Source organism: Streptomyces sp. JH002, assembly GCF_050916115.1.
In the GTDB taxonomy this organism is placed as follows: Bacteria; Actinomycetota; Actinomycetes; order Streptomycetales; family Streptomycetaceae; genus Streptomyces; species Streptomyces xiamenensis.
In genome coordinates this window covers 1,143,392-1,163,964 of record NZ_CP087989.1, presented here as the reverse complement: position 1 = coordinate 1,163,964, position 20,573 = coordinate 1,143,392, and the positions used below count along the sequence as shown (strand labels likewise).

The 20,573-nt window shown below is 71.5% G+C and carries 18 protein-coding genes and 1 CRISPR repeat array; of the genes, 9 read left to right on the top strand and 9 right to left on the bottom strand.

The features are described from left to right. Window positions 1-23 precede the first annotated feature (23 nt). Both H7827_RS04910 and mmuM read left to right on the top strand, forming a co-directional pair. On the top strand, window positions 24-944 hold the full coding sequence (locus H7827_RS04910; RefSeq protein WP_030730374.1) for an LLM class F420-dependent oxidoreductase: 921 nt from the start codon (window positions 24-26) through the stop codon (window positions 942-944). After that, window positions 944-1,810, top strand: coding sequence for a homocysteine S-methyltransferase (gene mmuM / locus H7827_RS04905; protein ID WP_432742978.1), 867 nt, complete (start codon window positions 944-946; stop codon window positions 1,808-1,810). Before H7827_RS04910 ends, mmuM begins: the two co-directional genes overlap by 1 nt. A 287-nt stretch (window positions 1,811-2,097) precedes the next feature. On the opposite strand, the gene H7827_RS04900 is transcribed toward mmuM, so the two are convergent. Beyond that, window positions 2,098-2,868 carry an alpha/beta fold hydrolase gene (locus H7827_RS04900; RefSeq protein ID WP_364246482.1) on the bottom strand — a complete coding sequence of 257 codons (771 nt, stop codon included), beginning with the start codon at window positions 2,866-2,868 and terminating at the stop codon, window positions 2,098-2,100. Window positions 2,869-2,939: 71 nt separating this feature from the next. On the opposite strand from H7827_RS04900, the gene H7827_RS04895 reads away from it, so the two are divergent. Then, a complete protein-coding gene (locus H7827_RS04895; protein WP_432742976.1) occupies window positions 2,940-3,557 on the top strand; it encodes a class I SAM-dependent methyltransferase in 618 nt (205 codons plus the stop codon). Here H7827_RS04895 and H7827_RS04890 read toward each other — a convergent pair. From H7827_RS04890 to H7827_RS04870, 5 genes are all read right to left on the bottom strand, one after another. After that, window positions 3,554-4,993, bottom strand: coding sequence for a glycosyltransferase family 2 protein (locus tag H7827_RS04890; RefSeq protein ID WP_432742974.1), 1,440 nt, complete (start codon window positions 4,991-4,993; stop codon window positions 3,554-3,556). The genes H7827_RS04895 and H7827_RS04890 overlap by 4 nt on opposite strands. Then, on the bottom strand, window positions 4,990-5,151 hold the full coding sequence (locus tag H7827_RS04885; RefSeq protein WP_386533810.1) for a hypothetical protein: 162 nt from the start codon (window positions 5,149-5,151) through the stop codon (window positions 4,990-4,992). Before H7827_RS04885 ends, H7827_RS04890 begins: the two co-directional genes overlap by 4 nt. Before the next feature lie 106 nt (window positions 5,152-5,257). Further along, on the bottom strand, window positions 5,258-5,770 hold the full coding sequence (locus H7827_RS04880) for a GNAT family N-acetyltransferase (protein ID WP_234389644.1): 513 nt from the start codon (window positions 5,768-5,770) through the stop codon (window positions 5,258-5,260). Between the two features lie 102 nt (window positions 5,771-5,872). Beyond that, window positions 5,873-6,871, bottom strand: coding sequence for an ornithine carbamoyltransferase (gene argF / locus H7827_RS04875; protein WP_386533815.1), 999 nt, complete (start codon window positions 6,869-6,871; stop codon window positions 5,873-5,875). Between the two features lie 100 nt (window positions 6,872-6,971). Next, window positions 6,972-8,207, bottom strand: a complete 1,236-nt coding sequence (locus H7827_RS04870; protein ID WP_432742971.1) for an arginine deiminase — start codon at window positions 8,205-8,207, stop codon at window positions 6,972-6,974. A 139-nt stretch (window positions 8,208-8,346) separates the two neighbouring features. Here H7827_RS04870 and H7827_RS04865 point away from each other — a divergent pair, with 139 nt between their 5' ends. After that, the gene (locus H7827_RS04865) at window positions 8,347-9,318 is read left to right on the top strand and encodes a magnesium transporter CorA family protein (protein WP_432742969.1); all 972 of its coding nucleotides are present in this window, start codon (window positions 8,347-8,349) and stop codon (window positions 9,316-9,318) included. A gap of 27 nt (window positions 9,319-9,345) precedes the next feature. Here H7827_RS04865 and H7827_RS04860 read toward each other — a convergent pair whose 3' ends face one another. Continuing rightward, window positions 9,346-9,621, bottom strand: coding sequence for a hypothetical protein (locus tag H7827_RS04860; protein WP_381187730.1), 276 nt, complete (start codon window positions 9,619-9,621; stop codon window positions 9,346-9,348). 170 nt (window positions 9,622-9,791) lie between these two features. On the opposite strand from H7827_RS04860, the gene H7827_RS04855 reads away from it, so the two are divergent. Further along, the gene (locus tag H7827_RS04855; protein WP_432742967.1) at window positions 9,792-10,409 is read left to right on the top strand and encodes a TOPRIM nucleotidyl transferase/hydrolase domain-containing protein; all 618 of its coding nucleotides are present in this window, start codon (window positions 9,792-9,794) and stop codon (window positions 10,407-10,409) included. Between the two features lie 82 nt (window positions 10,410-10,491). On the opposite strand, the gene H7827_RS04850 is transcribed toward H7827_RS04855, so the two are convergent. Continuing rightward, window positions 10,492-11,139: a TetR/AcrR family transcriptional regulator gene (locus H7827_RS04850; RefSeq protein WP_386533825.1), complete on the bottom strand. Its 648-nt coding sequence runs from the start codon at window positions 11,137-11,139 to the stop codon at window positions 10,492-10,494. 189 nt (window positions 11,140-11,328) lie between these two features. Here H7827_RS04850 and H7827_RS04845 point away from each other — a divergent pair, with 189 nt between their 5' ends. After that, entirely contained in the window at window positions 11,329-13,635 is a 2,307-nt protein-coding gene (locus tag H7827_RS04845; RefSeq protein ID WP_432742965.1) for an MMPL family transporter, read from the top strand. Between the two features lie 125 nt (window positions 13,636-13,760). On the opposite strand, the gene H7827_RS04840 is transcribed toward H7827_RS04845, so the two are convergent. Further along, window positions 13,761-14,210, bottom strand: coding sequence for an ATP-binding protein (locus tag H7827_RS04840; protein WP_432742963.1), 450 nt, complete (start codon window positions 14,208-14,210; stop codon window positions 13,761-13,763). A 169-nt stretch (window positions 14,211-14,379) separates the two neighbouring features. Between H7827_RS04840 and H7827_RS04835 the strand changes: the two genes are divergently transcribed. The 3 genes from H7827_RS04835 (at window position 14,380) to cas3 (ending at window position 20,468) form a co-directional block, all read left to right on the top strand. Continuing rightward, a complete protein-coding gene (locus tag H7827_RS04835; RefSeq protein WP_432742961.1) occupies window positions 14,380-15,267 on the top strand; it encodes a helix-turn-helix domain-containing protein in 888 nt (295 codons plus the stop codon). After that, the gene (locus tag H7827_RS04830) at window positions 15,264-15,455 is read left to right on the top strand and encodes a DUF397 domain-containing protein (RefSeq protein WP_432742959.1); all 192 of its coding nucleotides are present in this window, start codon (window positions 15,264-15,266) and stop codon (window positions 15,453-15,455) included. Before H7827_RS04835 ends, H7827_RS04830 begins: the two co-directional genes overlap by 4 nt. 357 nt (window positions 15,456-15,812) lie before the next feature. Then, window positions 15,813-17,307: direct repeats of the CRISPR family, unit length 28 nt; unit sequence GAAACACCCCCGCAGGTGCGGGGACGAC. A 191-nt stretch (window positions 17,308-17,498) separates the two neighbouring features. Beyond that, on the top strand, window positions 17,499-20,468 hold the full coding sequence (gene cas3 / locus H7827_RS04825) for a CRISPR-associated helicase Cas3' (protein ID WP_432742957.1): 2,970 nt from the start codon (window positions 17,499-17,501) through the stop codon (window positions 20,466-20,468). Window positions 20,469-20,573 lie beyond the last annotated feature (105 nt).

Genomic DNA, 20,573 nt, shown 5'->3' with positions numbered 1-20,573 from the left:
TCTCCAGGGGACACAATGGGGCCATGGATCTGCGTATCTTCACCGAACCGCAGCAGGGCGCCAGCTACGAGACCCTGCTGTCCGTCGCCAAGGCCACGGAGGAATACGGCTTCGACGCCTTCTTCCGGTCCGATCACTATCTGAAGATGGGCAGTGTGGACGGGCTGCCCGGCCCGACCGACGCGTGGATCACGCTGGCCGGCCTGGCGCGCGAGACCAGCCGTATCCGTCTGGGCACCCTGATGACCGCGGGCACCTTCCGACTGCCCGGCGTGCTGGCCATCCAGGTGGCCCAGGTGGACGCCATGTCCGGCGGCCGGGTCGAACTGGGGCTCGGCGCGGGGTGGTTCGAGGAGGAGCACACCGCGTACGGCATCCCGTTCCCGAAGGAGAAGTTCCCCCGCCTGGAGGAGCAGCTGGCCATCGTGACCGGCCTGTGGGAGACCCAGCCGGGCGACACCTTCTCCTACGACGGCGCCTACTACCAGCTGGCCGACTCGCCCGCGCTGCCCAAGCCCGCGCAGGCGAAGGTGCCGGTGCTGCTCGGCGGCCTGGGCCCCAAGCGGACCCCGGCGCTGGCGGCCCGCTACGCGGACGAGTTCAACATCCCCTTCGCCTCGGTCGCCGACAGCGCGGCCCAGTTCGACCGGGTGCGGGCGGCCGCCACCGAGATCGGCCGGGACCCGGGCGAGCTGGTCTACTCCAACGCCCTGGTGGCCTGTGTCGGCCGGGACGACGCCGAGGTCGCCCGCCGTGCGGCGGCGATCGGCCGCCAGCCGGACGAGCTGCGCGAGAACGGACTGGCCGGCTCGCCGGCCGAGGTGGTCGACAAGATCGGCCGCTACGCCGAACTCGGCGCCACCCGGATCTACTTCCAGATCCTGGACCTGTCCGACCTGGACCATCTGGAGCTGATCGCCTCCCAGGTGCAGAGCCAGCTCTGATGCCGCCCCCCGCGCCCCTGGTTCTCGACGGCGGTCTCTCCGACCGGCTCCGGGACCAGGGGTGCGAGCTGTCCGGGGAGCTGTGGACGGCGCGGCTGCTGGCGGACGGTCCGGGGCAGCTGCTGGCGGCACACCGCGCCTACGTACGGGCCGGGGCGCGAGTGCTGATCACCGCGAGCTATCAGGCGTCCTTCGAGGGCTTCGCACGCCGGGGGATCGCGGCTCCGGCGGCGGCCGGGCTGCTGCGCGACAGCGTGGCCCTGGCCCGCGAGGCGGCCGGCCCGGGGGTGCGGGTGGCCGCGTCGGTGGGCCCGTACGGGGCGGTGCTGGGGGACGGCAGCGAGTACCGGGGCGGGTACGGGCTGACCGAGGCGGAGCTGACCGCCTTCCACCGGCGCCGCATCGAGGCGCTGGCGTCGGCCGGGCCCGATCTGCTGGCGCTGGAGACGGTGCCGGAGGTGACCGAGGCCCGGGCCATGCTGCGGGCGGCCCGCGGCTGCGGCATTCCGGTGTGGCTGTCGTACACGGTGGCCGGCGGGCGCACCCGGGCCGGCCAGCCGCTGGCGGAGGCGTTCGCGCTGGCGGCGGGGGAGGAGCAGGTGGTGGCCACCGGGGTGAACTGCTGCGCGCCGGAGGAGGTGACGGACGCGGTACGGCTGGCGGTGCGGCTCACCGGCAAACCGGCGATCGCTTATCCCAACAGCGGTGAGCTGTGGGACGCGGCGTGGGGCGGCTGGTACGGCCCCGACCGGTTCGATCCGGCGCTGGCCGTGGAGTGGCGGGCGGCGGGGGCCGGGCTGATCGGTGGCTGCTGCCGGGTGGGGCCGGCCAGGATCGCCGAGCTGGCAGCCGTGTTGCGGGTGTGAATTCCAGCCGTGTTGTGGGGGCGCCCGGCGGCCCGGTGGTGATGCCCGGGCGGACAAAGGCCCAGGTGAGCACCGTACCTATGAGCTTGAATCTTTAACAGAATGTAGCTGTCGCGCTACGCATCGTGACTTGATCACGGTGTCGCGGTGCGCGGGCCGTGCGGAACTCCGGCAGAATCGCACCGGTGCCGCGAACCTCCGCCGTGCAGGGCAGAGGTGCGCCGCCACCTCCGGAGCGCGCGCCGGCCATCGCTTCCCCGCCCGTCCGGCCCGCGCTCCGGCCCTCCTCACAAGGGGTTGCGCAGAAAACCCACCAGCAGGTCGGCCACCTCCGCCGGGCGCTCCAGGGACGGCAGATGGCCGGCCCAGGGCAGCTCCAGATGGCGGGCGTTGGGCAGCTGGTGCGGCAGGGACGCGGCGATCTCGCGGAAGTCGGCGAAGTCATGGGCTCCGGAGACCGCCAGCACGGGGATGGCGCCGATCCGGGCCGGCCGCAGCGGCTCCGGCGGCGGCAGCGCGTCGAACTCCTCGGCCGCCAGCTGCACATCGAACGCCCGCCGCTGCATCAGCCGCACCATCGCCCGGGTGTTGCCGTCGGCGTCCGGGCCCAGCCAGGTGCTCACGTTCAGCTCGACCGCTCCGGCGATGTCATCCGCCTCGATCAGCTGGTCCTCCTTGTCGTCGAAGGCGGCCAGCGACGGCGAGGGCCGGTGGCCGGGGGCGCCCGCGCACAGCAGGGCGAGCGAGGCGACCCGTTCGGGCCAGCGGGCGGCGAACTCCAGCGCCACCCGCCCCCCGAAGGAGGAGCCGACCACGGCCACCCGGTCCACGGTCAGCTCATCGAGCAGATCCCGGACGTCCTCCGCGTCACTGTGCGGACCGAGCGGGGCCGCGCTGTCGCCGTGCCCCCGGAAGTCGGGCCGGATCAGCCGGAAGCCCGCGTCGATCAGGACCCGCCACTGCGGGTCCCACATCCGGCGGTCGCAGACCGAGGAGTGCAGCAACAGCACCGCCGGTCCTTCTCCTGCAACATCATGGGAGAGATAAGGGTGGCTCATCCGATTCCTTCGTTGCGGAACCCTGTGAATCCCCTCGTTCACGAGGAGTAGGTCAGGGACATCATCACCCCATGACGGAGCGTGGGACAAACGCCTACAAGCAACTCACCGATGTGCCCCCGCCGGTGGCGCGGGCCCTGCGGGCGGCACGGGCGGCGGGCTTCGCCTTCTCGTGCCGCCCGGAGCAGGGCCGGCTGCTGTACGCGCTGGCGGGCGGGGCCGGCGCGGCGATCGGGGAGACCGGTACGGGCTGCGGTGTCGGGCTGGCCTGGCTGGCCGCCGGGGCGGGGCCCGGGGTGCGGCTGGTGAGTGTGGAACGCGACGCGCGGCGGGCCGCCCTGGCGGCCGAGGTGTTCGCGGACGACGCTCGGGTCACCGTGGTGCACGCCGAGTGGACCGCCCTCGCCGCGCACGGCCCGTTCGACCTGCTGGTGCTGGATGGCGGCGGCCAGGGCAAGGCACCCGGGGACACCCCGGCCGACCCGCGGGAACTGCTCACCCCGCACGGCACGGTGGTCATCGACGACTTCACACCGTCCACCACCTGGCCGCCCACCCACGGGGGAGCGGTCGACCACGCCCGCCTGCACTGGCTCACCCACCCCGCCCTGCGCGCCACCGAACTGCGCCTGGCCCCCGACCTGGCCACCGTGGTGGGCACCCGGCGCCGGCCGTCGGACATCTCCTAGGCGCCGGTCCCGGCCGTCTCCCGGCGAGTGACGAGGTCGACCTCCACCGCGGAGCGGGTGCCCCAGCGGTTCACCCGGTGGCAGGTGGCCATGGCGTACAGATACAGCGGACGCAGCACCACCGTGCGCCAGGCGGCGGCGAGCGGGGCGGCGGCGAACAGCAGCGCGGTCTGCCACCCGGTCATGTCGGTGCGCCCGACCGTGAACAGGCGCAGGGCCATCAGATAGCTCATGGCGACGCCGATGAGCAGGCCCAGCGTCACGATCGTGCCCAGGTGGGGCCGGTAGCCGGGGTGCGCGAGCAGGGCCACCGGGATGACGAGGCCGAGCAGGATGTGCAGATACTCGGCGACCGTGGTCCAGAACACCACGCCACCGGCCGGCATGTAGCGCAGCCACCACAGATGCCGCACCGTGGTGCCGCGCATCCACCGCATCTGCTGGCGCAGATAGTGCGACCAGCGCTGCGGAACGAGGGTGAAGACCAGCGCGGACGGCTGGTGGACGGTGTCCCCGGCGAGCAGCGCGTAGAAGGTGAGCATCGAGTCGTCGTTCATCTGCATCGGCCGCCCGCGAAACCGCTCGTTTTCGTAGACGCCCGCGGCGGCGCGCACCGGGCCGGCGCGGTAGAAGGCGAGGGTGCCCGAGTTGATGGTGACCCGGCGCAGCACCGACTGGGCGCTGCGCAGGCCGCGGGTGAACGGCAGGTAGAGCAGGGTGATCAGCCGGGTCAGCGCGTTGGCGTCGTGGTTGAGCACCAGCACCTGGCCCGCCACGGACTGCACGGCTGGGTCGGCGAAGGGCTTGAGCCCTTCGGCCACGGCGTCCGGGTCCAGGACGGAGTCGCTGTCGAGGGTGACGAAGATGTCGGCGTCGTCCTGCGCCAGGACGTGCATCTGGGCGTGCCGCTTGCCCCGGTTGGGGGTCCGGTCCCAGGTCGCGGTGATGCCGCGGGCCGCCGCGCGCCGCAGGAACGTCTCGCGGACGCCGTCGTAGGTGAGGGGAGTGCCGTCCGGGTGCGCCGATCCGTCGTCGACGACGCGGATCCGGGTGACCGGCCTGGACTGCACGAGCACCGAGTGCAGGCAGGCGCGCAGGATGGCCGGGTCCTCGTTGTAGACCGGGATCTGCACCGTCACCGTGAGGGCATCCGGGTGATGGCCGGCGGCGGGGGCCGGTCTCCTGGGGCGTTCGAGCCAGGAGAGCGGCACCCACCACAGCAGGACGAAGGAGACGAGCCAGGGAACGGCGAGGCCGCCCGGGTGCGCTCCCAGCAGTTCGCGCACGGTGGTCACGGCGTGCGCGATGACCCACGCGGCGAAGCCGGTCAGCAGCACCAGGCCCAGCGGGACGAGCAGCCAGGGGGAACGGTGCCAGGCCCGGTGCAGTACGGGGACGCCCGGCCAGCGGCCGCCCCCCGGGGCCCGGTGTGTCACGGCGAGAGCGCCCCGCGCCGCCGCCGGAAGGACACCCGCACCACGAGCGCCCCCATCAGGACGAAGGCGGCGCTGGCCACCACCAGCCACAGCTGTCCGGCGGCCAGCCCGGTGGCGGCGAGGGTTCCGCCGGGCCCGGCGATCGATCCATAGGACATGGGCACCTCCACGGGAAGCGATACCGGGAGAATATGGCGATCTGTCCTGCGGCGCAGTGCGGCGGAGGGGCGCCACGAGGGCCCCCGTCCGCCGCCCGGCGGTGGCTCAGCCGGTGTGCTCCGGGGGCCGCAGCTCGTTCTCCAGCACGGTCATGAGGATCAGGTCGTACCAGCGCCCGTCGCGGCGGAAGCCGTCGCGCTGCCGGCCGTCCTCGGTGAAACCGGCCTTGGCGTACGCGCGGCGGGCGGCGGCGTTGTCGGCCGCCACCCACAGCGTGATGGAGTGCAGCCGCAGCTGGTCGAAGCCGTAACGGCACAGCGTGCGGACGGCGTCCGTGCCGTAGCCCTGGCCCCAGGAGTCCTTCTCGCCCAGGTAGATGTCCAGCACGGCCATGCCGTTCTCGGCCTCGAAGTCGCGCAGATCGGTCACCCCGATCAGCCGGCCCTCGTCCCGGGTCTCGACGGCCAGCAGCAGCCGTTCGTAGCTGCTGTTGGGTTCCCGTTCCTCGATCCGGCGGCGGGTCTGCGCCAGCGATTGGGGATAGGAGGTGTCCAGCCAGCGCATCACCTGCGGGTCGTGGTTCCAACGCCACAGGGCTTCGGCATCGTCGGGCTCCATCGCCCGCAGTCGTACAAGATCTCCGGTCAGCATCCCTGACAGATACCAGCCAACCCCGCCCGCGCTCAACGCATTTCCCGGCGCGGGCGGTCACCCGGGGCGTCAGCCCAGGGTCGCCACCATCACTGCCTTGATGGTGTGCATCCGGTTCTCGGCCTGGTCGAAGACCACCGAGTGCTGCGACTCGAAGACCTCGTCGGTGACCTCCAGCGAGCTGAGGCCGTAGCGTTCGTGCAGCTCACGGCCCACCTGGGTGCCCAGGTCGTGGAAGGCGGGCAGGCAGTGCAGGAAACGGACGTCCGGGTTTCCGGTGGCGCGCAGCACGTCCATGGTGACGGCGTACGGGGTCAGCAGCCCGATCCGCTCCTCCCACGCCTCGACCGGCTCACCCATCGAGACCCACACATCGGTGGCCACGAAGTCCGCGCCCGCCACGCCCTGGGCGACATCCTCGGTCAGCGTGATCCGGGCCCCGGTGCGCTCCGCCAGCTCCCGCGCCGCGGCGACCACCGCGTCCTCGGGCCACAGCACGCGCGGCGCGACGATCCGTACGTCCATGCCGAGCAGCGCGCCGGTGGCCAGGTAGGAGTTGCCCATGTTGTTGCGGGCGTCGCCGAGGTAGGCGTAGGCGATCTCCTCCAGCGGCCGGTCGCTGTGCTCGGTCATGGTCAGCACGTCGGCGAGCATCTGGGTGGGGTGCCAGTCGTCGGTGAGGCCGTTGTACACCGGGACCCCGGCGTGCGCGGCCAGCTCCTCCACCGTCTGCTGGGCGGAGCCCCGGTACTGGATCGCGTCGAACATCCGGCCGAGCACCCGCGCGGTGTCCTTGGCCGACTCCTTGTACCCGACGTGGGTGCCCGAGGGGTCCAGATAGGTGGTGGCGGCCCCCTGGTCGGCCGCCGCCACCTCGAACGAACAGCGGGTACGGGTGGACGCCTTCTCGAAGATCAGCGCGATGTTCTTGCCCACCAGCCGCCGCTCCTCGGCCCCGGCGCGCCGGGCGGCCTTCAGCTCGGCGGCCAGGGTGACCAGGGAACGGAACTCCTCCGGGGTGAGGTCCAGTTCCTTGAGCAAGTGGCGGCCGGTGAGTTCTGTCGCCATGAGGGGCTCCTGATCCGAAAAGATGACTGACGGTGTTCGATGGCTGGAATTCTATACGGGCCCTCTCATGGCTATGCAAGGCCTGTCGGGCCCGGCCGGCTCAGCTCACCGGATCCCGCTCCACCGGGCAGCTCATGCAGCGCGGCCCGCCCCGCCCCCGCCCCAGCTCACTGCCCGGGATCTCCAGCACCTCGATGCCACTGCGCCGCAGATACGTATTGGTCGTCACGTTGCGCTCGTACGTCACCACCACGCCCGGCTCCACCGCCAGCACGTTGCAGCCGTCGTCCCACTGCTCCCGCTCCGCCGCGTGCACGTCCTGGGTCGCGGTCAGCACCCGGATGGAGTCCAGGCCCAGCGCCGCCGCGATCGCCCGGTGCATGTGCTCCGGCGGATGGTCGGTCACCTTCAGCCCGCCGTCGTCCGAGCCCGGCTCGATGGTGTACGAGCGCAGCATCCCCAGCCCCGCGTACTGGGTGAAGCTCTCCGCGTCCACCATCGTCAGCACCGTGTCCAGGTGCATGAACGCCCGCCGCTTGGGCATGTCCAGCGCCACGATCACGCGCGCAGAACCGGTCGCGAACAGCCGCCGCGCCAGCAGCTCCACCGCCTGCGGCGTGGTCCGCTCGCTCATCCCCACCAGCACGGCGCCGCCGCCGATGACCAGCACGTCCCCGCCCTCGATGGTGGACGGATGCCCGCCCTGCCCCTCCGACCACCGGTGGAACGCCCCGGCCCCGGGCCCGGCGAACAGCGGGTGGTGCCCGTAGATCGCCTCGAAGTGCACGCTCTCGCGCTGCCTGGCCGGCCAGCGCATCGCGTTGATGGCCACCCCGTCGTACACCCACGCCGAGGTGTCCCGGGTGAACAGGTGGTTGGGCAGCGGCTGGAGCAGGAAGTCGTCCTGCTCCATCACGTGGAACCGCACCGAGGACGGCTCGCGGTGCGCGGACAGGTACTCCCGCTTGGTCATGCCCCCGATCAGCGCCTCGGCCAGCTCCTCGTCCGGCAGCCCCTCGAACACCGAACGCAGTTCGTCGGTGGCCAGCGGCCCGTACTCGCGCTCGTCGAAGACCCGGTCGAGCACCAGGCCCCGGGCCGCCGGGATCGCCAGCGACTCGGCGAGCAGCTCCCCGAACAGATGCACGGTGACACCGCGCTCGCGCAGCAGGTCGGCGAAGGTGTCGTGCTCCTGCTGCGCCCTGCGCACCCACAGCACGTCATCGAAGAGCAGATCGTTCTTGTTGCTCGGGGTGAGCCGCTTCAGTTCAAGACCGGGCCGGTGCAGGATGACGCGGCGCAGCCGCCCGGTCTCGGAGTCGACATGGAAGGTCATGTCCCCATCCTGCGTCATCCGTCCCGTGCTGCCCCTCCCGTTGCGCGATCAGGTTCCTGACAGCCCGCGCGGGCGGGCGGGCCCGTGTCCCGGGCCGGGGCGCCGTGTGCTCCGGGCCGATGGCCCATAGTGTCGGAACATGGCGCGCAGCAGGCTGTACCGTGGCGGATCGCTGATCCGGGAGGACTTCCCGGTCCAGGAGATCTCCGATCATCTGGCCGATCCCGCCACGCTGATCTGGCTGGACCTGCTCCAACCCAGCGCGGAGAAGCTCGCCCGGGTCGGCCAGGAGTTCGGCCTGCACGAGCTGGCCCTGGAAGACGCCGCCAAGGCCGGCCAGCGCCCCAAGCTCGACCGCTACCGGGCGCACGAATTCTTCAGCGGCTACGCGGTCACCGTCGAGCCGGGCGGCGGGCTGCGCACCACCGAGATCGCCGCTTTCATCACCGGCCAGGCGCTGATCACCGTGCGCCAGGACGACGGGTTCGACATCGATGACGTCGTCGCCCGCTGGGACGACAGCCCCGACCTCGCGGACCAGGGCGTGGGCTTTCTGCTGCACGGGCTCCTGGACCATCTGGTGGACGGGCACTTCCAGGCCGTCCAGCAGATGGACGACGCCATCGAGGAGCTGGAGGAGCTGCTGTTCGCCGAGGACCCGGGGCGGATCCGGCAGGTGCAGCGCGACGCGTACGAGCTGCGCAAATCCCTGGTGGGGCTGCGCCGGGTGGTGCTGCCGATGCGCGAGGTCGTCAACACTCTGATGCGGCCCGGGCTGGGGTTGGTGACCGGCCCGCTCATGCCGTACTACCAGGACATCTACGACCACGTGCTGCGGGCCGCCGAGTGGACCGAGTCACTGCGCGACATGGTGGCCTCGGTGATGGAGACGAACCTGTCCGTCCAGAGCAACCGGATGAACCTCATCATGAAGAAGGTGACCAGCTGGGCGGCGATCATCGCCGTGCCCACCGCGATCACGGGGTTCTACGGGCAGAACGTCCCGTACCCCGGTTTCAGCGATCATTTCGGGCTGATCACCTCCAGCACACTGATCGTGGGCATCACCGTGCTGCTGTTCGTGCTCTTCCGCCGCAACGACTGGCTGTGACGCCCACGGGGCGCGGGGCCGTGCGGGTCAGGGCAGGAAGGCCCCGGCCAGCAGATAGGGCAGGCTCCCCGCCAGCAGCCCGGCGAAGATCACGGTGGCGGCCGTCGTCGCGACACTGTCGTGCCGCCGCGCCAGCACCCCGGTGGCGACCAGCCCACCCGCGCCGAACAGCAGCCCGTACAGGGCGATGACGGGGGAGGCGAGCAGGGCGAGCAGGCCGGTGGCGGCGAACAGGAACAGTGTCCAGCGGGCTGTCCGGTGCTCCATCGCACGACCTGATGCCTGATGCGTCGTCTGGTTCATGACGGAACTCCTCAGCGCAGTCAGATGGTTGACCGTCCGTGAGGAAGTGTTTCCCCCGTCGCGCACACGATCATGCACCGATGGGCGCCCGGATCGCACAGTTCCCACACATGGGTGTGCCCGGGGAAAACCTCTGTCCTGCCGCCCGGTGGGGGAGGAGACTCGGAGACATGGCTGACATGGAGTCCTTCCGGGAGGCGGTCATCGCGTGGGCGGCCGGTGGCCCCGGCGACGTGGCGGCCGAGCTGGCCGCGCGCCTGCCCGTACGGGCGGCCGTCCTGCTGGAGGGCCCGAGCGATGTCGCGGCGGTCGAGGCGCTGGCCGCCGGCCGGGGCCGGAAGCTGGACGCCGAGGGGGTCTGCGTCCTGCCCATCGGCGGCGCGATGAGCGTCGGGCGCTTCGCCCGCCTGCTCGGTCCTGACGGTCTGGGCCTGCGCCTGACCGGGCTGTGCGACGCGCGGGAGCGCCCCTTCTACGAGAAGGCGCTGGCGCCCACGGCCGCCTCGCCGCGCTCGTTCTTCGTCTGCGCCGCCGACCTGGAGGACGAGCTGATCCGCGCGCTGGGCGTGCCCCGGGTGCGCGAGCTGATCCGGGCGGAGGGCGACCTTCGGGCCCTGGAGACCTTCGAACGCCAGCCCGCCCAGCGCGAGCGCACCGCGCATCAGCAAGTACGCCGCTTCCTCGGCACGAAGAAGGGGCGCAAGATCCACTACGGCCGGGTCCTGGTCGAGGCCCTGGGGCCACGCGAGGTCCCCGCCCCGCTGGAGGAGCTGTTCGCCACCCTGTGAACGACGGGCCCCGCGTGCGGCCCACTCCGTCACCACCCCCGGTGCCCCGGCCCGGTCCCGGTGAACGGCGCCGTGCGGCGGATCAGGACGCCGGCGCCTGAACGTCCGGCGGCTGGAGAAGACGTTCCAGCAGCAGCAGACCGCTCTTGAGGTCGGCGCTCTCGTCGAGCAGCCACTGGGTGCTGAGCCCGTCGGCCACGGCGAGGACCAGGGAGGCCGCCTCGTCCAGAGGGATGTCGGACCGGACGGTTCCGGCCGCCCGGCCCTCTTCGAGGAGCGTCTGGATCTCGCCCCGCAGATGGGCGTACCGCTCGGAGAAGTGCGCCCGTGAGCGGTCGTTCCCGGCCTCCAGCGCGTGCGCCACCATGCTGTTCAGCAGGGCCATCAGCCCCGGTACCCGCATGCTGTGCTCGGCCGAGCGCTGGACGAGGTCGATGAAGGAGCCGGCGTCCCGCTCGGTGGTGTCGAGGAAGCGCCGGTCGTACTCCTGGAGCACTTCCAGGAAGAGCTGTTCGCGGGTGCCGAAGTGGTGCTTGAGCACCGGATGCGTCACGCCGATCGCCTCCGCGACGGCGCGCAGCGACGTTCCCTCGAACCCCAGCCGGTCGTAGACCGCCAGCACTTCGTCGATGATCTGCTGCCGCCGGGCGAGGCCCTTCGCGTACTTTCCCCGCTTGGCCTCGCCGTCCTGCCGGGGCGGCCGGTCGCCCGATGGGCCCTGGTCGGTCATGGCACACCTCCACTGCGCTCGCCGGGCCGGTGCGGCGCGGCCCGCCCGATCCTATGACCGCGACCACGAAAATATCCACCTGGATATTTTTACGGTACGGTCGTTCCAGCGACCGCTCACGCAGGTGACTCCACGGGAAACCGCACCCACCCGACGCGGCGCGGACGAGCACACACAGGAGGAATGGCCATGGCATGGCAGTTGTTCAGGCTCGGACGCTGGTCGTTCCGGCACCGCTGGACCGTGGTGGGAATCTGGACCCTGCTGCTCCTCACCCTCGCCGTCGGAGCGACCAGCCTCTCCGGCAGGACGAACGACAACTTCGAGCTGTCCGGCCTCGAATCGACCCAGGCCTTCGACCTCATCAAGGAACGCGACCCCGGGGCCGCCCCCGACGGCGCCACCGCCAGGATCGTCTTCCAGGCACCGGAGAACACCTCCCTGACGGACCCGGCCGGCCAACAGGCGGTGACCGAAGCCCTCGCCGCCCTGACGACGGACAACGTCCACGCGGTCCTCGACCCGTTCACCCTCGGCGCGATCACCGAGGACGGCCGCACCGGCTACGCCTCGGTCAGCTACGCCCACAGCGCCGCCGACCTGTCCCCGGCCGACCGCGAAGCCCTCGAAACCGCCCGCGACATCGCCGAGCGGGCCGGCCTGACGGCCACCGTCGGCGGCGACGTACTCGGCGTGGAGATGGACGGGGCCCTCGCCGAACTGATGGGCATCGCCATCGCCCTCGTAGTGCTCGCCCTGACCTTCGGATCGCTCCTCGCGGCCGGCATGCCGCTGCTCACCGCACTGGTCGGCGTCGGCATCGGCGTCACCGCCATCGCCACCCTGACCGGCTTCACCGAGCTGAGCACCACGACCCCCGCGCTCGGCACGATGCTCGGCCTGGCCGTCGGCATCGACTACGCGCTGTTCATCCTCTCCCGCTACCAGAGCGAGGCGCGCCAGGGCCGCCCGCTGGAGGAGGCGGCGGGCCGCGCCGTGGGCACCGCCGGATCGGCGGTGGTCTTCGCCGGACTCACCGTCATCATCGCGCTCGTCGGCCTCTCCGTGTGCGGCATCGGCTTCCTCACCGAGATGGGCCTGGGCGGGGCGTTCACCGTGGCCATCGCCGTACTTGTCGCCCTCACCCTGCTGCCCGCACTCCTCGGCTTCGCCGGCACCCGCGTCACCGGACGACGCTCCCCGAAGAAGCCCACCGCCGCGTCCGACGCCGACGACACCCCCGCCACCCGCCCCCGTACCCTCGGCCGCCGCTGGGTCGAAGGCCTCGCCCGGTACCGCTGGCCCGCACTCGTGGCCGGGATCGCGATCGCCGCCGTCGCCGCCCTCCCCGCGGCCTCCCTGCAACTCGCGCTTCCCGGCGACAGCACCAAGCCCGCCGACAGCGACGCCCGCGTCGCCTACGACCTCATCTCCGACGAGTTCGGCGCCGGAGCCAACGGCCCGCTGCTCATCGTCATCGACACCGACCAGGCCCCGGACCCTGCCTCGGCGGTCGACACCGCCACGCAGACCCTGGCGACGCTGGCCGCCCGCCCCGACTCCTCCATCGCCGCCGTCATCCCGGCGCTCACCAGCGACAACCCCGAAGCGGTACAGGCCTACACGCAGCAGCTCAGCACGGCCCGCCTCGCGACCCTCACGGTGATTCCCGTCGCCGGGCCCTCGCACCAGTCCACCAAGGACCTCGTCGCCGACCTCCGCACCACCCTGGCGGACCTGCCCGAGCAGACCGGCGCCCGTGCGATGGTCACCGGCCTCACCGCCGTCGACGTCGACATCTCCAACGCACTCATCGACGTGTTCCCGCTCTACCTCGCCGTCGTCGTGGGACTGGCCGTTATCCTCCTGATCGCGGTCTTCCGTTCCCTCTGGGTACCGCTGAAGGCCGCCCTCGGCTTCCTCTTCTCCGTCGGCGCCGCCCTGGGCGCGACCGTCGCGGTCTTCCAGTGGGGCTGGCTCAACCAACTCGTCGGACTCGACGCCACCGGCCCGGTGCTCTTCCTGCTGCCGATCCTGCTGACCGGCATCCTGTTCGGCCTGGCGATGGACTACGAGGTCTTCCTCGTCACCCGCATGCGGGAGGCGTACGTCCACGGCACCCCGGCACCTCAGGCCGTCATCGACGGATTCACCCACAGCGCCCGCGTCGTGGGGGCCGCCGCCCTCATCATGGTCGGCGTCTTCGCGGGCTTCACCCTGACCGACGACATCATCCTCAAGACCATCGGATTCGCCCTCGCCGTCGGTGTCCTGGTCGACGCGTTCCTGGTCCGCATGCTCATCGTCCCGGCCGTCATGTTCATCATCGGCCGGCACATCTGGTGGATGCCCCGCGCGATGAACCGCCTCATCCCCACCGTGGACGTCGAGGGCGAGGCCCTCGCCGCCCGCCTCGCGGCGAACGGCCCGCGCACACCGGAGAACAACGCGGCGGCAGCCCCCGACAGATCAGCCACGAGGGAACCCATCGCTTAAGACCTTTAAGCGACGCCTGACCGCTCGCGGCAGCGCACGCCATCGGGTGACACCCAGCGCCGCGACACAACCGACCACCCCCGCCGGGCAGGAGCACCCCGCTCCCCGCCCGGCGGGCACCCGCGTCACCCGCCACTCCTCGTCGAGAGCACTGCCCGGACGGTCTTCCCACTCGGGGGATACGGAACGGCATCCCAGTGGTCGCTGAGCGCCGCGACCAGCGCCAGACCACGCCCTGACGGCAGCAGCTCATCGACCGTCGCGCACACCGGGGGAGCCTGCGGAAAGACATCCCCCCGGGCGTCCGTGACCTCGACCCGCAGACAGCCGGCCGAGGGGGCGAAGACCATCCCGAACCGGAAATCACGTCCTGGCTCCCGGCCGTGCAGCACGGCGTTGGTGGCGAGTTCCGCGATGACGATCTCGGCCCGCTCGACCAAATCCTCCGGTGCGCCCCAGCAGCGCAGTTCGTCCACACCCAGCAGCCGTGCGAGCCGGGCGCCGCGCCAGGTGGACGAGAACAGCTGGGTGGAGGTGCGGACGGTGGCGCCGACGTGTGGAGTCGCTTGGTTCATGCCGCCAGATTGGCGGCCGTTCCGCCCCTCCGCGATCCCTTCGCCCCGTACACGGCGTCAACGTACGCACACGCGGAGTGGACAGTACGCGGGCGGTGTCAGCAGGCTGGAGGCGCGTGGGACAGCGCTCGGAGCACGTCGCGGAGCGGCGCGGAGAGGAAGGCGGCGCATGGACATCGCCGAAGAGAACACGGCCCCGGCCACGGTCGCGGAAGCACTTCCGGCCCCGGCGGGGGAGTACGAACGCGAACCCCACCCCTCCGACAGTCTGCGCACCTTCGGCGCGGTCGTCCAGGCCCTGCGCGAACACGCCGGACTCAGCCGCGTCGAACTGGCCGAGCGGGTGCGGTACTCCCGGCACACCGTCGAATCCGTGGAACTGGGCCGCCGGATGCCGGACGAGGCGTTCGTGGAACGCGCGGAAGAAGCCCTCGGCAACACCGGCGCCCTCCGCCGCGCCGCCCGCCACCTCACCCGGGGCGAGGCCGGGTTGGCGGCATGGTTCCGCCGCTGGGCACGGCTGGAACGCGAGGCGGTGAGCCTGTGCACGTACGAATGTCGACTGGTGCCGGGCTTGTTGCAGTCGGATACGTACGCGCGGGCGGTGTTTCACAACAGCATTCCGTTGCTGACGGATGAGCAGGCAGAGGCGCAGCTCGCGGCTCGCATGACGCGACAAGACATGTTGCGGGACAGGCCCACCGTGCCATTCGACTTCATCGTGGAGGAGTCTGTCTTCCGGCGCAGGCTGGGCGGAGTCCAGGTGCAGGCGTCCATGCTCGACCACGTGCTGGACCTCACCGCCTCCCGCAACGTGACCCTGCAAGTGGTGCCGTTGGAGGCAGAGCTTCACGGCTGTTTGGACGGACCCATGCGCATCCTGGAAACCGTTGAGGGACGGCGACTCGGGTACTCCGAGGGGCAACAGAACGGGAGGCTCATCTCCGACCTGAAAGAGATGAGTGTGCTGTGCCGACGCTATGACACACTGCGCTCGCAGGCCCTCAACCCCAACGAATCGCGGGACCTGCTGGAGCGACTGCGAGGAGAACTATGAGCAGCGGCGCGAAAGAACTCGCCTGGTTCAAGTCCAGCTACAGCGGCACGCAGGGCGACGACTGTGTGGAGATCGCGATCACCGAACAAGCCATCCACATCAGGGACTCCAAGGACACCACCCACCCGCCCTTCACCATCAGCCGCCCAGCCTGGGCCCCGTTCGTACGGTTCGCGGCCCAGCACTGAACAGACGGCTCGGCCCGCCCGCCGCCCGGAAACCCCGGGCCCGGACAGCCAAGAGGCGCACGTTAGCGCCCGTGGCGGGGTGACCCGAAGAACTGGACGGCGGTCGCGTCGTATCCCGGAACATCCCCGCAGGTGCGGGGCCGACTACGCGCGGGTGCTGCGGGCGATCGGCCTGGAGGGAACACCCCTGCAGGCGCGGGGACGACACAGTCAGGCGCTTGAATCGTCTGTTCGTAAACGGAACACCCCTGCAGGCGCGGGGACGACGCCGTCCTCGGACATCCGGAAGCCGGCCCGCTGGGAACACCCCAGGTGCGGGGACGACGTTGAGCGTACGGATGAGGTCCAGCCCGGAGAGGGAACACCCCCGCAGGTGCGGGGACCACACCGTTTTCACGGGCTGGCCGGCGCAGGTCGTGGGAACACCCCCGCAGGTGCGGGGACGACAGCGCGTGGGCCGCCTGCTGGGGGACGACGCCGGGAACACCCCCGCAGGTGCGGGGACGACCAGCAGGACAGCCCGGCTCTGCCCGGCTCGGACGGAACACCCCCGCAGGTGCGGGGACGACCGCGGCAACCGTTAACTGAAGCCGCCCCGGCGCGGAACACCCCCGCAGGTGCGGGGACGACGCGAAGCGCGGTGAAGGTGGCGCCCTGGTCGGCTGGAACATCCCCGCAGGTGCGGGGACGACGCTGGTGGTGGACCATCGCCCGCGGTGAAGCCCGGAACACCCCCGCAGGTGCGGGGACGACAAGTACGACGCGCCCGCCATGCCCGGCATCACCGGAACACCCCCGCAGGTGCGGGGACGACACGCACGCCCCCTGGGCAGAGTTCCAGAACCGAGGAACACCCCCGCAGGTGCGGGGACGACCCGCCCGGACACCGCCGACCGCGCCACGTGCCGGAAACACCCCCGCAGGTGCGGGGACGACCTCTCAGACGCGCACCTGTCCGGAAGGCGCGGCGAAACACCCCCGCAGGTGCGGGGACGACACAATGCCGAACAAGAGCGGTGACTGCGCCAGCGAAACACCCCCGCAGGTGCGGGGACGACGAACCCGCCCCGGAACCTGACCCGGTGCGGGAGGAAACACCCCCGCAGGTGCGGGGACGACCGGCTGCGGACGCGGGGGTTGCGCTGGCGGGCCGAAACACCCCCGCAGGTGCGGGGACGACCGCTCCGGCAGCGCGGGTACCTCCCGATGGCGCGAAACACCCCCGCAGGTGCGGGGACGACGCGGCATCCTTCGCGGCCTGAGTCGCGGCCTTCGAAACACCCCCGCAGGTGCGGGGACGACTTGAAGTCCCAGATCTGTTGCCACGTGTGGGACTGAAACACCCCCGCAGGTGCGGGGACGACGCGGCAGACGCAACGCAGTCGTGCTGTCGGACGGAAACACCCCCGCAGGTGCGGGGACGACACCTTCAACCTCCCCAACTACGTCGGCGAGCTGGAAACACCCCCGCAGGTGCGGGGACGACGCCAGGACGACCTCGGTGCCCTCGGCAGGGGCAGAAACACCCCCGCAGGTGCGGGGACGACCTCGCCGTCGCCCGCACCGCCACCAGCGACGGCGAAACACCCCCGCAGGTGCGGGGACGACGACGCCGACACCTGCCGCGTCACCGGCCGCCGCGAAACACCCCCGCAGGTGCGGGGACGACCAGGGCCCCGGCGGGCGCAGCCGGATCTATGGAGAAACACCCCCGCAGGTGCGGGGACGACACGGTGACGCCGGTGATGCGGCGGTCGATGGAGGAAACACCCCCGCAGGTGCGGGGACGACTTCCGCGAGTCGGAGTTCGCCTGCTGCACCCGCGAAACACCCCCGCAGGTGCGGGGACGACACTTCTTGACCTGCTGGTTTGCCGGGCAGGGGGCGGGTTTTCATTCGGTACGTTTTCGTGGCCCCTCCGGTTGGCGTTCCCCGCTCGGTGGCGGAACGGACCCGGTTCAGCGGAATCGCCGTCGATTGTCAGTGCCTTGCTCTAAGGTCTGCAACCCAAGCAGAGTTGCTAGTTGTACCAGGGGTGGCACGTTGAGTGATGAGTGGGGCGGGGCGGTGGACCCCGGCATCGAGGACATGGTGGGCGCCCTGTGGGGGAAGTCGGCCGAGAAGGCCGGGGGCAGGAGAAACGTGCTGCTCTCGCACCTCCTCGATACCGCCGCCGTGGCCGAGCGCCTGTGGGAAGGGTTTCTGGCGCCGTCCACCCAGCTGGTGCTTGACGAGATCGCGGGCGGGCCGGGGAAGGGGCGGAGGTTCTTCTCGTGGCTCTGTGGCGTGCACGACTACGGCAAGGCCACGCCCGCCTTCCAACGCATGTGGCCCGAGGGCGCCGAGACCGTACGGAAAACCGGGCTGACCTGGTACGACCACCTCCTGTTACGCAAGACGTGGCGTCACGACCGCGCCGGCGGGCACCTGTTGTGCCGCGATCTGGCCGCGGCGGGCTGGACGGAGCAGCAGATCGACTGGCTCTGGCCGCTCATCGCCGGACACCACGGCAGGTTTCCCACCCGAAGGGAACTCACCCCCGCCCGTACCGCGAGGGGCCACCTGGCCGGCACCGGCTCCTGGCCCCTCGTACAGCGTGCTCTCCTGGAGCGCTTCACAACGGAGTTGGGCTTCGAGAACATCGCGGCCGCCGCTCCCGCCCGCATGCCCAGCCGTGCCGTTCAGCTGCACCTGAGCGGCCTGATCGTGATGGCGGACTGGATCGCCAGCGACGAGCAGCACTTCGCCGGGGTGGACGATCCGCGCCTGGTGACGTTCGAGGCCGCCCGCGACCGGGCCGCGAAGGCATGGTCCGCCCTGGGGCTGCACCGGGGCTGGGGGCGCCACGATCTCCCCGGTCCCGAGGCCTTCCACGACCGGTTCGGCCAGCACCCCCGCCCCTCTCAGACGATGGTGATCGAGGCGGCACGGCGCATGACCGCGCCGGGTCTCCTGGTGGTCGAGGCGCCGATGGGCGAGGGGAAGACCAAGTCCGCGCTGGTGGCGGCGGAGATCCTCGCGGCCCGGTTCGGGGCCGACGGGGTCTTCGTCGGCATGCCCACCCAGGCCACCAGCGACCCGATGTTCGGTCAGGTCCGCACGTGGCTGGGCCGGATCGACGAGGAACTGCCGCCCCGGGTGGCGCTGTTGCACGGCAAGCGGATGTTCAATCCCGAATGGCGCGCGATGGTGGCGGGTTCCGAGAACGACGACGACGCCTCCCGGTTCGGCGGAGTGGACGAGTACGGGGACTGCTGGGACGACGATCCGTACGGAGTCACCTCCGATGGCTGGGGCGGGGCGAGCCCGCCTGCGGGGCCGGGAGCGCGTGGCCCCGCCGAGTGGTTCCTCGGACGCAAACGCGGACTGCTCTGTCCGTTCGTCGTCGGAACCATCGATCAACTGCTGCTCGCCGCAACCAGGACGAAGCACGTGATGCTGCGTATGGCCGGCCTGATGGGCAAGGTCGTGATCCTCGACGAGGTGCACGCGGCCGACATCCACATGTCTCAGTTCCTCATGGAGGGGCTGCGCTGGCTGGGGCAGGCGGGGGTTCCGGTGGTGCTCCTGTCCGCGACCCTGCCGCCCCGGCAGCGGCAGGACCTCGTCAGCTCCTACCTGGCCGGAGCCCTGTCCCGCGAGGAGTACACGGCGGACGGCCTGCCCGAGCCCGGTGGATACCCCTCGGTGACCGCCGCATGGCCGGCCGTCCGGGCGGGGCACCCCGCGGAGGTGGACGGCAGCCCCGAACCCCGTTACCTGGTCGAACACTGCCCCGGGTGGCGCACCGACCTCTCCGTGGCCCTCGACATCCTCCCCGAGGCCGTGCCCCCGCCCCACGCGCAGCGAAAGGAACGGGACGAGGCCGAAGAAGCGGCGGCCCGAGCCGTCGCCGATCTGCTGGAACGGGAACTCGCCACCGGCGGTTGCGCCCTGGTCATCCGCAACAGCGTGGCCCGGGCCCAGAAGCTCCACACGCTGCTGCGCAAGCGGTACGGCGCGGAGGTGCACCTGTTGCACGGACGGCTCGCCGCCGGTGACCGGGCGGACCGGACGGCGCGGTGTCTGCGCCTGCTGGGTTCCGTGCGCGAGACGGGGGAGGAGCGGCCCAGGCGGTTGATCCTGGTGGCCACGCAACTCGCGGAGCAGTCCTTCGACGTGGACGCCGATCTGCTGGTGACCGATCTGGCTCCCGTTGACCTGCTCCTCCAGCGAATCGGGCGCCTGCACCGGCACGACGGAGTCCAGCGCCCGGACCGGCTGGCCGAACCTCGGGTGGTGGTCACCGGGGTGACCGCACTGGACTCCGGAGCGCCCAGGTTCCCGGGCGTCTCGGAAGCCGTGTACGGACGCTTCCTTCTGCTGCGGTCGGCAGCCCAGGTGCGCCAGGCGCTCAACGGTCCGCAGGCAGGGGACGGGGCGGCGGGCTGGCGCGTACCGGGGCAGGTACCGGACCTGGTCGCCACCGGATACGAGACGTCGGACGCCGCTCTGCCTCCCCGGTGGCGGGAGGCGGCCGAAACCGCCCGCATGAAGTGGGAGGCGACCGAGCGGCAACGCGCGGAGACGGCGAGCGCGTCCCTGCTGACCAGACGTGGCGACCGCGAGGCGCGCACCCTGGCGGGCCTGCATGTCGCGGGACGGGCCGAGAACGGCGACGACGCCACGGCGGAGTGGCTGGTGCGGGACGGTGCGCCGACGGTCGAGGTGATCCTGGTGGTGCGGGAGGGATCCGTACCCCACACCCTGAACGGCCGGGCCCTGTCCGTGAACGGTGATGTCGGGGAGGAGTTGCTGGACGATCTCCTCGCCGGCACCGTCCGCCTGCCCCAGTCCCTCACCGAGGCCGCGCTGCGGGAACTGCGCCCGCTTCCGGGCTGGCACGGCCATGCCCGCCTGCGGTACTGCCCGGCCCTGGAGCTGGATCACCGCCGCACGGCCGTCCTGGGGGAGTACGAGGTGACCTACGACCGCGCGTTGGGGTTGCTGCAGCGACAGCTCACCGCCACCTGACGGCCCCGCCCGAGACCGGCACCGCCCCGTCTCTTTCGCTCCGAGAGCGACAGGGCCGCCGGGAGCCGGGACAACCAGGAGCGCCCCTCGCCGGGACACTCAGCG

Bases quoted from the DNA above. Each gene is read 5' to 3' on its own strand.
- H7827_RS04835 (WP_432742961.1), top strand. From the start codon at position 14,380: ATGGACATCGCCGAAGAGAACACGGCCCCGGCCACGGTCGCGGAAGCA.
- H7827_RS04840 (WP_432742963.1), bottom strand. From the start codon at position 14,210: ATGAACCAAGCGACTCCACACGTCGGCGCCACCGTCCGCACCTCCACC.
- H7827_RS04885 (WP_386533810.1), bottom strand. From the start codon at position 5,151: ATGTCCTATGGATCGATCGCCGGGCCCGGCGGAACCCTCGCCGCCACC.
- H7827_RS04865 (WP_432742969.1), top strand. From the start codon at position 8,347: ATGGCGCGCAGCAGGCTGTACCGTGGCGGATCGCTGATCCGGGAGGAC.
- H7827_RS04845 (WP_432742965.1), top strand. From the start codon at position 11,329: ATGGCATGGCAGTTGTTCAGGCTCGGACGCTGGTCGTTCCGGCACCGC.
- H7827_RS04910 (WP_030730374.1), top strand. From the start codon at position 24: ATGGATCTGCGTATCTTCACCGAACCGCAGCAGGGCGCCAGCTACGAG.
- argF (WP_386533815.1), bottom strand. From the start codon at position 6,871: ATGGCGACAGAACTCACCGGCCGCCACTTGCTCAAGGAACTGGACCTC.
- H7827_RS04850 (WP_386533825.1), bottom strand. From the start codon at position 11,139: ATGACCGACCAGGGCCCATCGGGCGACCGGCCGCCCCGGCAGGACGGC.
- H7827_RS04860 (WP_381187730.1), bottom strand. From the start codon at position 9,621: ATGAACCAGACGACGCATCAGGCATCAGGTCGTGCGATGGAGCACCGG.
- mmuM (WP_432742978.1), top strand. From the start codon at position 944: ATGCCGCCCCCCGCGCCCCTGGTTCTCGACGGCGGTCTCTCCGACCGG.
- H7827_RS04870 (WP_432742971.1), bottom strand. From the start codon at position 8,207: ATGACCTTCCATGTCGACTCCGAGACCGGGCGGCTGCGCCGCGTCATC.
- H7827_RS04855 (WP_432742967.1), top strand. From the start codon at position 9,792: ATGGCTGACATGGAGTCCTTCCGGGAGGCGGTCATCGCGTGGGCGGCC.
- H7827_RS04830 (WP_432742959.1), top strand. From the start codon at position 15,264: ATGAGCAGCGGCGCGAAAGAACTCGCCTGGTTCAAGTCCAGCTACAGC.
- H7827_RS04880 (WP_234389644.1), bottom strand. From the start codon at position 5,770: ATGGAGCCCGACGATGCCGAAGCCCTGTGGCGTTGGAACCACGACCCG.
- H7827_RS04895 (WP_432742976.1), top strand. From the start codon at position 2,940: ATGACGGAGCGTGGGACAAACGCCTACAAGCAACTCACCGATGTGCCC.
- H7827_RS04900 (WP_364246482.1), bottom strand. From the start codon at position 2,868: ATGAGCCACCCTTATCTCTCCCATGATGTTGCAGGAGAAGGACCGGCG.